Genomic DNA, 12,362 nt, shown 5'->3' on the forward strand with positions numbered 1-12,362 from the left:
GTGCGCCCATGCGGCTTGAGAGGGTCTGGCTGATCCTGCGCAAGGGCAGCCAGGCGGCCCAGCGCCAGGCCCGACGCTGTGCCCAGGACCTGCGCTCCCAGGGAGCCATCGTCACCACCGCCGTCAGCGGGCTGGGGCTGAACCCCTTCCCCGGCCTGCTGGCCACCGAGGCCGAGCTGCCCGATCTGGCCGTGGTCCTCGGCGGTGACGGCACCGTGCTGGCCGCGGCCCGTCACCTGGCCAGCCACGCGGTGCCGGTGCTCAGCTTCAACGTCGGCGGCCATCTGGGCTTCCTCACCCATGAGCGGCGCCTCCTGCGGCTGCAGGGCGATGGCCACGGGGAGAGCGGCGGCCACGATCCCGACGACACCCTCTGGCAGCGGCTGCGGGACGATCGCTTCGCCATCGAGCGGCGCATGATGCTGGAGGCCCGGGTCGACCGGGGCGACGGCGTGCCCCAGGAGGGGGACGGGGCCTCCGACGCCGACCCCAGCGGCGTCGGCGATGGCCCCCACACGGCCCTCAACGACTTCTACTTCCGTCCCGCCCTCGACGAGCTCTCCCCCACCTGCATGCTCGAGCTCGAGATCGACGGGGAGGTGGTGGATCAGTACCGGGGCGATGGCCTGATCATCGCCACCCCCACCGGCTCCACGGGCTATGCCATGGCGGCCGGCGGCCCGATCCTCCACCCGGGGATCGAGGCGATCGTGGTCACGCCGATCTGCCCGATGAGTCTCTCCAGCCGGGCGGTGGTGGTGCCGCCCGGCTCCAGGCTGTCGGTGTGGCCCCTGGGGGAAACCAGCCGCCGGGTGAAGCTCTGGAAGGACGGGGCCCATGCCACCGTGCTGGAACCCGGGGATCGCTGCGTCCTGCAGCGGGGCCGCCATCCGGTGCTGATGCTCCAGCTCGAGCAGAGCCCCTCGTACTACAGCACCCTCACCCACAAGCTCCACTGGGCCGGCAGCCTCACCGCCGTCGAGCCGTCGCGCAACTGATCCGCGCCCATCCACGCCCCGACGCCCCCTGACCATGGCCCTGGAAATCGAGCGCCGCTTCCTCGTCCATGGCGAGCAGTGGCGCCCCCATGTGCGGGGAGAGCAGCTGATCCGCCAGGGGTATCTGGCCAGCGGCAGCGAGGGCCTCACCCTGCGGGTGCGTCTGGCCCGCCCCCCCGCCGGGCCCGTGGCGGCCTTTCTCACCCTGAAGCTGCCTGTCCCCGGCGAGGCCCTGACGCGCCAGGAGTACGAGTATGCGATTCCGGCCGCCGACGCCGAGGCCCTGCTGGAGCGCTGCGACCATCGGCTCGGCAAGACCCGCTTCGCGCTGGACCTGCCCGGGGGCGACTGGGTCCTGGATGTGTTCGAGGGCGCCAATGGGCCCCTGGTGGTGGCGGAGGTGGAGCTGGAGCGCCCCGACCAGCCGGTGGCCGTTCCCCCCTGGTGCGCCAGGGAGATCACCGGCCGCGGCGAGCTCAGCAATGCCGCCCTGGCCCGCTGTCCCCTGGCGATGTGGTCCGAGGCCGACCGCCGGGCCCTGCTGGCCCAGCTCGACTGAGCGGGTGTCCCTGGGCCGGGAGCGGGGTGCCGTCGGTGCTCAGCCCTTGCCGTTCCCGTCCTCGGTGGGCAGGGCGCAGCAGTTGAAGCCGTCACGGCAGATCTTGCCGTGGTCCATGGCCCAGTTCAGCAGGGCCACCCGGTTCTTGGCGCCCGTCTTGGTGAAGATGTTGCTGACGTGGTTGTCGACCGTGCGCTTGCTGATGGTGAGCTGGCCGGCGATCTCCAGGTTGGTCAGTCCGGTGGCCACCAGCTCGATGATCTCGAGTTCCCGCTCTGACAACTCGCTGCGTGGGTGGATCATGGGCCGCTCCAGGGACGGGGATGGGGACAGGGAGCTGGCAGCCGCCATGGACCTGCGCTCAGCCATCGGCTCCTCGGCGAGAGCTGTCTCACTCTAGGCAGCGGCTGCTCCATGATGCCCCTGTCTTGGAGATGGCCGTTGCAGCTTCGACAGGCCTTGGCGGACGGTCGGTTCGCCGTGACGGCGGAGGTGACGCCGCCCCGGGGAGGCGATCCCGGTCGCACAATCGAGGCGGCGACGGCGCTGCGGGGTCTGGTGCAGGCGGTCAACGTCACCGATGGCAGCCGGGCCGTGATGCGGATGAGCAGCCTCGCCGTGTGCCGTCTGCTGCTGGAGGCCGGCATCGAGCCGGTGCTGCAGATGACCTGCCGGGACCGCAACCGCATCGCCCTGCAGGCCGATCTGCTCGGGGCCCACGCCCTCGGCATCCGCAACCTGCTCTGTCTCACCGGTGACCCGGTGAGGGCCGGCGATCAGCCCGGGGTCCGGGCGGTGAACGAGCTGGAGGCGGTGCGGCTGCTGCAACTGGTGCGGGGCCTCAACGCCGGCGAGGATCCGGTCAAGGGGGAGTTGCCGGACGGGGCCACGGCCCTCTTCCCCGGCGCCGCCGCCGATCCCCAGTCCCCCAGCTGGAGCGGGCTGCTCTCCCGGGTGCGGCGCAAGCAGGAGGCGGGCGCCCGCTTCCTCCAGACCCAGATGGTGATGGATGCGGAGGCCCTGCGCCGCTTCGTGGGGGAGATCACCGGCCCCCTCGGACTGCCGGTGCTGGCCGGGGTGTTTCTGCTCAAGTCGGCCCGCAATGCCCAGTTCATCAACCGGGTCGTGCCGGGAGCCTGCATCCCCCAGTCCCTGATCGACCGGCTCGCCGGGGCGGCCGATCCGGCGGCGGAGGGGGTGGCGATCGCCGCCGAGCAGGTGGCCACCTACCGCTCCATCGCCCAGGGGGTGCACCTGATGGCCATCAAGGCCGAACATCGCATTCCCCAGATCCTGCGGCTGGCGGGACTAGGGGGCACCGCTGGCGGCGAGGTCGGTGCCCAGCAGCTCGGCCATGGCCTTCTGCTGCGGTGAGGGCGTGCCCACGTCCTGACGGCGGGAATCGGTGATCAGCCAGTCGAGGGCGGCCTCCTGGAGATCAAAGTGGTCGCCGTTGCGATCGACGCAGTAACGGCCGTAGACCAGCTTCTCGACGAGCTGCACCCCGGGGCCGATCCGGGAGTAGTCGAAGATGATCGAGTTGTCGATCGTGGCCCCTTCACAGATGTGGCAGCTCGGCCCGATCATGGCCGGCCCGATGATCGTGACGCCGTTTTCGATGCGGGTCATGCCGCCCACGAAGATCGGCCCCTCGACATGGATGTGGTCCCAGTCGGCCGCCACGTTGAGGCCGGCATAGATCCCGGGGCGCACCTGCCTGCCGGGAATCTGCACCTGGCGCACGTCCCCCTGCAGAACGCTGCGGATCGCCTGCCAGTAATCCGGCACCTTGCCGATGTCGACCCACTCGAACTCCATGGGCAGGGCGTAGAAGGGGGCCCCGGACTGCACCAGCCTGGGGAACAGATCGGCGGCGATGTCGAAGGCTTCGCCGCTGGGGATGAAGTCGAGGACCTCCGGCTCGAAGATGTAGATGCCGGTGTTGATCATGTCGCTGGCGGCTTCTTCCACCGACGGCTTCTCCTGGAAGGAGAGCACCCGCCCGGCTTCATCGGTCACCACCACCCCGTAACTGCTCACCTGGTCGCGGGGGACGCGCTTGGTGATCAGGCTGGCCATGGCCCCCTTCTCCCGATGGCGGCGCACGGCTTCAGAGAGATCGAGATCGATCAGGGCATCGCCGCAGAGCACCACGAAGGTGTCGTCGAAGAAGGCCTGGAAATCCTGGATCTTCTTCAGGCCCCCGGCCGAGCCCATGGCTTCGCCGATCAGCTCTCCGTCCTTGATGCGCCCCTCGAAGCTGTAGGCGATCTGGACACCGAAGCGCTGGCCGTCGCGGAAATAGTTCTCGATCTCCTCGGAAAGGTGGGAGACATTGACCATGATTTCGTTGAAGCCGTGCTCCCGGAGCAACTCGAGCAGAAACTCCATCACGGGTTTCTGGAGGATCGGGATCATCGGCTTGGGCGTTGTGTGCGTGATCGGACGCACCCGTGTTCCCTTGCCTGCCGCCAGGATCATCGCCTTCATCGGCGTCGTTTCAGGTCGGAGGTGAAAACCCAGCCTAAGGAGAAACCTCAGGCAGCCACTGCTTCCCGAGCCGGCCCCCTATCTGACCCCTGGCCTGGGAGCCGCGGCAGGCTCACCGCCTCCCCCCGCTCCTCACGGCGCCGCCGCAGGCTGAGGGGGCCATAGAGGCCGCCGTCCTGGGCCAGTTCCACCTTGCCCTGGGAGGAGAGGAACAGCAGGGCCCAGAACACCCCCACCCGATCACTGTCGAGATCGGCGTCCTCCGGCGAGCCGGCGCGGGGGCAGGCCAGGGCCTCCGCCCAGGCACCCACCAGGGTATCGAAGGCCACCCACTCGAGGATCTCGGCGGTGGGTTCCCACTCCAGCAGGAAGCGGCTGAGGGCGGCGGTGGTCTCCGGCAGCTTCTCCCGGTGGGCCAGGGAGGCCACCTGGGCGATCGCCGCCCGCTCGCTGTAACGGCGGGCGCGGGGCCTGTGGCGCCCTTCCCCCCCCTCCTGCTCGAGCCGCTCGGCGATGTCCTCGAGCTGGCGGATCAGTTCCCCCAGGGTGACGGGGCGCTGCAGGGGGGGCGGCGCCACCGGCCGGCGTAGCAGGTGCCGTTCGGGCCGCCGCGGCAGGACCACGGCGGAGGGGTCCCAGCCATCGTCGTCCTCGGGGGCGAAGGAATCCTCCAGCAGCGGTTCGGGCGGGAAGGTGGCCGATTCCAGCAGTTCCGCCTTGAGCCCCACCAGCACCGAGGCGGCCAGGAAGGCCTCGCTGGACTCGGCCAGATCCCGTTCGTAGCTGCCCCCGCCGGGGGCCAGGCGCCTGGGCAGCTCGATGCGCTGGCGCAGCTGGTCGAGGAAGCCGTCGACGACGGCGATCACATCCACGTCCCAGGGGTCGATGTCGCCCCGTTCGGCCGCGTCCTGGAGCAACCGGATGGCGAGTCTGGCGCCCGCTTCTGCCACGCGCGATGTCCTGCTTGGAGGGTGCCGTCCCTGGGCAAGCTACCGGCTGTGGCCTGTCGGCACCAGTCGCGGTGATGACCGAAGCAACTCCGCAGGTTCAGTCGACCGCCAGGGACAGCCCCTCCTCCCCCCCGGCCGAGGACGGCGCCGAGCTCTCCCCGGCGGCCGGCAGCAGCCCCAGCTGGGCGTCCACGGTGGCCCGGTAGCGGCGCAGATCGTTTTCCAGCTCGCTGATCCGCACCTGCTGGGCCTCCACTTCGCCGGCGGTCTGCAGGGTTTCCACCTTCCGCACCACGCCGCTCCAGACGGCGTAGATCCAGGCGGCGGTGGCACCGAGACCGCCCACCACCAGCAGCAGGGCCGCCAGCGGCAGGGTGGTGCTGACCCCCGGCAGGAAATGCACCGTGGTGGCCGTGGTGTTCTCCAGGGTGAACATCACCGTGGCCAAGCCGAAGCTGAAGATCAGAAGGAAGTTGATCTGCCGCATGGAGACCCTCGCTGTGCGATGGAGGAGCGTAGGCATCCTCCCCGGAGGATGGCGCCATGGCCCCGGGCCTGCGCAGGGTTTCGTAACCGGCCCCCGAGCGGCCCCCCGCCTTGGCGGGGACGGGGTTCAGCCGAGGGCCGGGGCGTGCAGCAGGGCCGGCGGGAGGCTGCCGAAGGCGCCGGTGGCCATCACCGCCGGGACCGGGGCACGGCCCACCTTCACCATGGCCACCGACTCCCGCTCCACCAGGGCCTCGATCGCGGCCCGGTAGCTGTCGGTGACCAGGCGCGGGTAGAGGCCGATGCCGATGATCGGCACCAGCAGGCAGGAGATCACGTAGATCTCCCGCGGCTCGGCGTCGACCAGGTGGGTGTGGGAGGCGAGCTCGGGGTTCTCCTTGCCGAAGAAGATCTCCCGCAGCATCGACAGCAGGTAGATGGGGGTGAGGATCACGCCGATGGCCGCCAGCACCGCGATGACGATGCGGAAGCTGAGGCTGTAGGCCTCGCTGGTGGCGAAGCCCACGAACACCATCAGCTCGGAGACGAAGCCGCTCATGCCGGGCAGGGCCAGGGAGGCCAGGGAGCAGACGGTCCAGAGGGCGAACATCTTGCGCATCTTCTGGCCCACGCCGCCCATCTCGTCGAGCTGGAGGGTGTGGGTGCGGTCGTAGGTGGCGCCCACGAGGAAGAACAGGCTGGCGCCGATCAGGCCATGGCTGATCATCTGCAGCATGGCGCCGCTGGTGCCCAGGGCGCTGAAGCTGCCGATGCCGATCAGCACGAAGCCCATGTGGCTGATCGAGCTGTAGGCGATCTTGCGCTTGAGGTTGCGCTGGGCGAAGGAGGTGAGGGCGGCGTAGATGATGTTCACCACCCCCAGGATCACCAGCAGGGGGGCGAACTGGACGTGGGCCTCCGGCAGCAGCTGGACGTTGAAGCGCAGCAGCGCATAGCCGCCCATCTTGAGCAGGATGCCCGCCAGCAGCATGTGCACCGGCGCGGTGGCCTCACCGTGGGCATCGGGCAGCCAGGTGTGCAGGGGCACCACCGGCAGCTTGACGCCGAAGGCGATCAGCAGGGCGGCGTAGCAGAGCACCTGGAAGCCGGTGCCGAACTCCTTGGCCGCCAGCACGGTGTACTCGAAGCTGGGGGCCCCGCCGCCGTGGAAGGCCATCGCCAGGCCGGCCAGGAGGATGAACAGGGAGCTGCCGGCCGTGTAAAGGATGAACTTGGTGGCGGCGTACTGGCGCTTCTTGCCGCCCCAGATGGCCAGCAGCAGGTACACCGGCAGCAGCTCCAGCTCCCAGGCCAGGAAGAAGAGCAGCATGTCCTGCACGGCGAAGACGGCGATCTGACCGCCGTCCATGGCCAGGAGCAGGAAATAGAAGAGCCTGGGCTTGAAGGTCACCGGCCAGGCCGCCAGGCAGGCCAGGGAGGTGATGAAGCTGGTGAGCAGGATCAACGGCATCGACAGGCCGTCGGCCCCCACCGACCAGGCCAGGCCCAGATCGGGCAGCCACTGCACCCGCTCCACCAGCTGCAGGCCGGGGTCGGCGGGGTCGTAGCCGCGCAGGTAGGCCCCCACGGTGACCAGGAAGGTGGTGAGGGCGACGCCGAGGGCGTACCAGCGGACCTGCCGGCCGTCGCCCTTGTCGGGCACGAAGGGGATCAGAAGCGCGGCACCGATCGGGAACAGAATCGCGGTGCTCAGCCAGGGAAAGGGCACAGAACGGTGCTGTCCATCTGGCCGGAGTGTAGAAATCCAGGCCTCCTACCCACCCTGCGGATGGGCGTTGTCACACACAGAAGGGCTCAGCCGAAGGCCCCGAACAGCAGCACCAGGCCGATGACGCCGCCGAAGACGATCAGGGCATAGAACTGGACCCGGCCGGTCTCGAAGTACTTGAGGCCCTCGCCGCTGCCCAGGGTGAGCAGGCCGGTGAGGTTCACCACCCCGTCCACCACCTTGGAGTCGACGTCGAGCACCTGGCGGGCCAGCCGGCGGCTGCCCTGCACGAACAGCTTGTCGTTGATGGCATCGAGATACCACTTGTTGGCCAGGAACCGGTTGATGGCGGGGAAGCGCCCCGCCACGGCGGTGCCGAGATCGATGCGGTGCAGGGCGTAGGCGAGCACCGCCAGGCCGATGCCGAGGCTGGAGATGGCCACCGAGGCGCCCGCCAGGGGCAGGAACTCACCCCAGCGGAAATGCTCGGCGGCCTCCATGGCCTCGGCGGGATCGACGAGAAGGCCGAAGCGGCTGTTCCAGGGGGTGCCCAGCAGGCCGATCAGCACCGAGGGGACCGCCAGCACCACCAGGGGGGCCGCCATCTGCCAGCCCGACTCGTGGGGATGGCCGGCGTGGTCGTGGTGGCCCTCCTCGGCGGATCCGCCGGCAGGCTGGCCCGCGGCGCTGAGGAGCTGGGCGCGGATGGCGGCGTCCTGGCCGCGGAAGGAGCCCTCGAAGGTGAGGAAATAGAGGCGGAACATGTAGAAGGCGGTCATCCCGGCGGTCAGGAAGCCCATGGCCCAGAGCAGCGGGAAGCTGTTGAAGGCCTGGCCGAGGATCTCGTCCTTGCTCCAGAAACCGGCCAGGGGGGGGATGCCGCTGATCGCAATGCAGCCGATCAGGAAGGTGGCCGAGGTGATGGGCATGTACTGGCGCAGGCCGCCCATCAGGCGCATGTCCTGGGCCAGCACCGGTTCATGGCCCACCACCTCCTCCATGGCGTGGATCACCGAGCCGGAGCCCAGGAACAGCATCGCCTTGAAGAAGGCGTGGGTGACCAGGTGGAACATGCCGGCCACCGGGGCGCCGCAGCCCATGGCCAGCATCATGTAGCCGAGCTGGGAGACGGTGCTGTAGGCCAGCCCCTTCTTCAGATCCATCTGGGTGAGGGCGATGGTGGCCCCCAGAAACAGGGTGATGGTGCCGATCACGGCGATCACCAGCTGCACCTGCGGAAAGGGCTCGTAGACCGGCTGGAGACGGGCCACCAGGAAGACGCCGGCCGCCACCATGGTGGCGGCGTGGATCAGGGCCGAGATGGGGGTGGGGCCCTCCATGGCGTCGGGCAGCCACACATGCAGGGGGAACTGGGCCGACTTGGCCATCGGGCCCATGAACACCAGCAGGCAGAGCAGCACCGCCACCCCGGTGGGCAGGCCACCGCCGGCCACGGCGGCAGAGAGCCGCTCACCGATCTCCTCGAAGCCGAAGCTGCCGGTGGCCCAGAACAGGCCGAGGATTCCCAGCAGCAGGCCGAAGTCGCCGACCCGGTTGACCACGAAGGCCTTCTGGGCGGCATTGGCGGCGGCGTCGCGGTCGTACCAGAAGCCCACCAGCAGGTAGGAGCACATGCCCACCAGCTCCCAGAAGACGTAGATCTCGAGCAGGTTGGGGCTGATCACCAGGCCCAGCATCGAGCTGCTGAACAGGGCCAGGTAGGTGAAGAAGCGGACATAGCCCTTGTCGTGGGCCATGTAGCCGTCGGAATAGACCATCACCAGCAGGGCGATGGTGGTGACCAGCGACAGCATCACCGCCCCGAGGGCGTCGACGCGGAAGCCCATCTGCAGGTGGAACGTGCCGGCGCCGGCCCAGTCGAACAGGACCTCGGTGGCCCCGGCTCCAGCCAGCTGTTCGGCCAGGATCGCGAAGCTCAGCACCGCGGCCATGCCGACGGTGGTGATCAGCAGCAGCGCCACCGGCTTGCGCAGGCGGTTGACGGTGCGGTTGAAGGTGATCAGCCCCAGGCCGGTGAGGCAGGCCCCCAGCAGGGGCAGCACCGGGATCAGCCAGGCAAGTTCGGAAGCGGCGGGCATCCTGGGGGCTCTGTTGGCGCGAGTTTAGGCAGGCCCGTCGGCCTGGCCCCGGCTCTGTGGGGGCCTGCCCATCGACCCCCGCCGGCCGCTGGCGGCTTCAGCCCAGCCAGTGGGCGAGGCCCGTGCGCGAGAAGCTGGTGGCGCCGAGGCCGATCCAGCGGTGGGCCCACCAGAGGACGCCGATGGCGATGGCGATGCCCAGCTGGGAGGGCCGCAGGAATTCCGCCGCCACCAGCCTCTGGCGACCGTCCAGCACGGCGGCGAAGGGCAGCACCGAGGTGGAGGCCCGCAGCTCCTCGAAGGCGGCCCCGAAGCGGTTGCGCAGGCGCCGGTCCCCGTTCCAGACGGCGAACAGGTGGTGGCCGATCAGCCCCACGCAGGCCACCAGGGTGAAGCTGGTGCCGATCCAGAGCAGGTGGGTGGCACACCAGAGGACCTGGCCCACGGCCTGGGGATGGCGACTCACCCGGATGATCCCGGTGGCGTAGAGCCGCACCTGGGGCCTGAGCACGGCCGGGATCTCCAGCAGGTTGTAGGTGGCCGGATAGAGAAACAGGAAGCTGATGGCCGTGCCGGTCCAGACCACCGGCACCACCCAGGGCTGGTCCTGCAGGTTCCAGAGCCGGACCCCGTCGTAGCGGTGGGCGAGGAAGTAGCCGACCACCACCACCGCCGAGGGGATGCTGAGGCCGGCGAACAGCAGGCGCCAGAGCCGGGCCCCGATCCGCTCCTCCCCCCAGGCCCGCAGGGAGGCCCCGCCGCTGTGGATCAGGGCGAAGACCACCAGCAGGGCCAGCATCACCACGCTGCTGTGCTGCGGACCCGCCGGAACCAGGGGGAGCGAGGGCATGGTGAGCGGCGGCCGGTGGCGGATGTGACAGGTCGATTCTTGCCACGGGGAGAGCCCCCTAGAGTTCCGCACGGCCTGCCGGCTCCGGCGAACGGTCCCCCCGCGGCCTCCCCGACCCATGGCAGATCTGCCTTTCACCCTTGACCAGCTGCGCATCCTGCGCGCCATCGCCAGTGAGGGCAGCTTCAAGAAGGCGGCCGACAGCCTCTATGTCACCCAGCCGGCGGTGAGCCTGCAGATCCAGAACCTGGAGAAGCAGCTCGACGTCTCCCTGTTCGACCGCGGCGGCCGCAAGGCCCAGCTCACCGAAGCCGGCCACCTGCTGCTCAGCTACTGCGACCGGATCCTGAGCCAGTGCCAGGAGGCCTGCCGGGCCCTCGACGATCTCCACAACCTGCGCGGCGGCTCCCTGGTGGTGGGGGCGAGCCAGACGACGGGCACCTATCTGATGCCCCGCATGATCGGCCTGTTCCGCCAGAAGTACCCGGACGTGGCGGTGCAGCTGCAGGTGCACAGCACCCGCCGCACCGGCTGGAGCGTGGCCAACGGCCAGATCGACCTGGCGATCATCGGTGGCGAACTGCCGGCGGATCTCAACGACCTGCTGCAGGTGGTGCCCTACGCCAACGACGAACTGGCCCTGGTGCTGCCCCCCAAGCACCCCCTCTCCCGCCTGCCCGAGCTCACCAAGGACGACCTCTACCGCCTCGGCTTCGTCTGCCTCGATGCCCAGTCCACCACCCGCAAGATGGTGGACCAGCTGCTCAGCCGCTCCAAGCTGGATGTGCAGCGGCTCAAGATCGAGATGGAGCTGAACTCCTTCGAGGCCATCAAGAACGCCGTTCAGGCGGGCCTGGGGGCGGCGTTCCTGCCGGTGGTGTCGATCGAGCGGGAACTGGCCGCCGGCACCCTGCACAGGCCCCAGGTGTCCGACCTGATGGTGCGGCGCCAGCTGAAGCTGATCACCCACCCGGCCCGCTACTGCTCGCGGGCCGCCGACGCCTTCCGCCGCGAGGTGCTGCCGGTGTTCGCCAGCCCGGACAGCCCCCTGCGTCAGGTGCAGACCGCGCCGGGGCTGGCCGAGCGCAACGGCGTCAGAACTGATCGGCCTCCGGTGTGATGCCGACGGCGTCGTCGGCGGCGCCGGCCACGCCCCGGGTCTGGAACTTGTTGCCGGTGATGTCGGTCTGGTAGACGCAGCGCACGATCGGCTTGTCACGCACCGAGCCGATGTAGGCGAAGGTGTTCATGCGCTGCTTGCACTGGCGCATCTGCTCGGCGGTCACGGCCCCCTCCTTCTGCAGCACCGACCAGTTCTCCCGGCGGATGACGCAGCCGGGCTGGAGCGTGGGCTGGGTCACGAAGCTGCTGCTCGGGTTCATCGTGGTGTACAGCTCGATGTCCATCACGAAGGCGCTGGCGCCCCACTGCTTGCAGAACTCGGGGTCGGGCACCGCCATGTCGAGCTGCTGGGCGCTGGCGATGTTGCCCTGGTTCCCCTGGGTGGTGCTGGTCACGGCGCTGCCGATGCCGATGCCCACCACCAGCACGCCCGCCAGCACCGCCACCGTGGCCACGTTCAGCTGGATGGCGGGACCGCCACCGGAGGGGCCACCGCCGTTGCCGGCGGGGGGCCGGCCGCCGCCGCCGTTGCTGCCGCGGCGGCCCGGGGTGCCGTAGCGGGGATCCTCCCGGCCGCCATAGCCGGTGGAGAAGCGATCGCTCCGGTCGTCGTAGCGGTCGGAGCGGCGGTCGGTGCGCGGCTCGTAGCGGTCGGGTCGGGGCGCGTAGCCGCCCGGTTCGGGCCGGCCGGCGCTGCTGCGGGAGCGGGTCACAGGGTTTCGGGGCTGCGGGGCAGGCCCATCGAGTAATTGAGCACCCGGGCCTCGGGGTTGTAGCTCACCTCACCGGCCTGGAGCATCTGGCGCACCAGACCCTCCAGCTCGGAGCCGATGCGGCGCAGGCTGTAGTCGCTCAGTTCCTGGCCGGCCTGGGCCGCCACCAGCTCCCGGAAGCGGGCGCGCACCTTCTCGAGGGCCGCCTCGTCCCAGAGGAACTCGTTGTCGGGATCGATGTCGAGGGTGAGCTGGTCCGGGTCGGGGACGAGGTCGTCGTTCTCGACCCGCGCCGTGAACAGTCGGATGTGGCGGGTGGTGGACTTGAGCAGCGTCTCGACCATGGGCTCGGCCTCGGGGGCGGGG

At 69.8% G+C, this 12,362-nt stretch carries 13 protein-coding genes; 4 read left to right on the forward strand and 9 right to left on the reverse strand.

Annotated features, from left to right (window positions below):
* Nucleotides 1-8: 8 nt before the first annotated feature.
* Nucleotides 9-998, forward strand: coding sequence for an NAD(+) kinase (locus tag L107_RS10915; protein WP_159818759.1), 990 nt, complete (start codon nt 9-11; stop codon nt 996-998).
* A gap of 34 nt (nt 999-1,032) precedes the next feature.
* Nucleotides 1,033-1,557, forward strand: coding sequence for a CYTH domain-containing protein (locus L107_RS10920; RefSeq protein ID WP_159818761.1), 525 nt, complete (start codon nt 1,033-1,035; stop codon nt 1,555-1,557).
* A gap of 39 nt (nt 1,558-1,596) precedes the next feature.
* On the opposite strand, the gene L107_RS10925 is transcribed toward L107_RS10920, so the two are convergent.
* Nucleotides 1,597-1,860, reverse strand: coding sequence for a LuxR C-terminal-related transcriptional regulator (locus tag L107_RS10925; protein WP_106219317.1), 264 nt, complete (start codon nt 1,858-1,860; stop codon nt 1,597-1,599).
* Between the two features lie 114 nt (nt 1,861-1,974).
* Here L107_RS10925 and L107_RS10930 point away from each other — a divergent pair, with 114 nt between their 5' ends.
* Nucleotides 1,975-2,931, forward strand: a complete 957-nt coding sequence (locus tag L107_RS10930; RefSeq protein ID WP_370515483.1) for a methylenetetrahydrofolate reductase — start codon at nt 1,975-1,977, stop codon at nt 2,929-2,931.
* Here the strand turns inward: L107_RS10930 and L107_RS10935 are convergent.
* The 6 genes from L107_RS10935 to L107_RS10960 form a co-directional block, all read right to left on the reverse strand.
* Nucleotides 2,866-4,047, reverse strand: coding sequence for an NDP-sugar synthase (locus L107_RS10935; RefSeq protein ID WP_159818765.1), 1,182 nt, complete (start codon nt 4,045-4,047; stop codon nt 2,866-2,868). The two genes, L107_RS10930 and L107_RS10935, sit on opposite strands and share 66 nt — an antisense overlap.
* Before the next feature lie 47 nt (nt 4,048-4,094).
* Nucleotides 4,095-4,997 carry a segregation/condensation protein A gene (locus L107_RS10940; RefSeq protein ID WP_159818767.1) on the reverse strand — a complete coding sequence of 301 codons (903 nt, stop codon included), beginning with the start codon at nt 4,995-4,997 and terminating at the stop codon, nt 4,095-4,097.
* 97 nt (nt 4,998-5,094) lie between these two features.
* Nucleotides 5,095-5,484, reverse strand: coding sequence for a lipopolysaccharide assembly protein LapA domain-containing protein (locus L107_RS10945; RefSeq protein ID WP_159818769.1), 390 nt, complete (start codon nt 5,482-5,484; stop codon nt 5,095-5,097).
* Between the two features lie 126 nt (nt 5,485-5,610).
* Nucleotides 5,611-7,212 carry an NAD(P)H-quinone oxidoreductase subunit 4 gene (locus L107_RS10950; RefSeq protein WP_159818771.1) on the reverse strand — a complete coding sequence of 534 codons (1,602 nt, stop codon included), beginning with the start codon at nt 7,210-7,212 and terminating at the stop codon, nt 5,611-5,613.
* Between the two features lie 86 nt (nt 7,213-7,298).
* Nucleotides 7,299-9,311 carry an NAD(P)H-quinone oxidoreductase subunit 5 gene (locus tag L107_RS10955; protein ID WP_159818773.1) on the reverse strand — a complete coding sequence of 671 codons (2,013 nt, stop codon included), beginning with the start codon at nt 9,309-9,311 and terminating at the stop codon, nt 7,299-7,301.
* 97 nt (nt 9,312-9,408) lie between these two features.
* Nucleotides 9,409-10,161 (reverse strand): NnrU family protein, encoded by a 753-nt coding sequence (locus L107_RS10960; protein WP_159818775.1) that lies wholly within the window; start codon nt 10,159-10,161, stop codon nt 9,409-9,411.
* 118 nt (nt 10,162-10,279) lie between these two features.
* Here L107_RS10960 and L107_RS10965 point away from each other — a divergent pair, with 118 nt between their 5' ends.
* Nucleotides 10,280-11,281 (forward strand): LysR family transcriptional regulator, encoded by a 1,002-nt coding sequence (locus L107_RS10965; protein ID WP_159818777.1) that lies wholly within the window; start codon nt 10,280-10,282, stop codon nt 11,279-11,281.
* On the opposite strand, the gene L107_RS10970 is transcribed toward L107_RS10965, so the two are convergent.
* Nucleotides 11,256-11,996, reverse strand: coding sequence for a DUF3172 domain-containing protein (locus L107_RS10970; RefSeq protein WP_159818779.1), 741 nt, complete (start codon nt 11,994-11,996; stop codon nt 11,256-11,258). The genes L107_RS10965 and L107_RS10970 overlap by 26 nt on opposite strands.
* Entirely contained in the window at nt 11,993-12,340 is a 348-nt protein-coding gene (locus L107_RS10975; protein WP_159818781.1) for an NAD(P)H-quinone oxidoreductase subunit M, read from the reverse strand. The genes L107_RS10970 and L107_RS10975 overlap by 4 nt, the downstream gene beginning before the upstream one ends.
* Nucleotides 12,341-12,362 lie beyond the last annotated feature (22 nt).

This window comes from Cyanobium sp. Copco_Reservoir_LC18, from assembly GCF_009834675.1.
Lineage (GTDB): Bacteria > Cyanobacteriota > Cyanobacteriia > PCC-6307 > Cyanobiaceae > Cyanobium > Cyanobium minutissimum.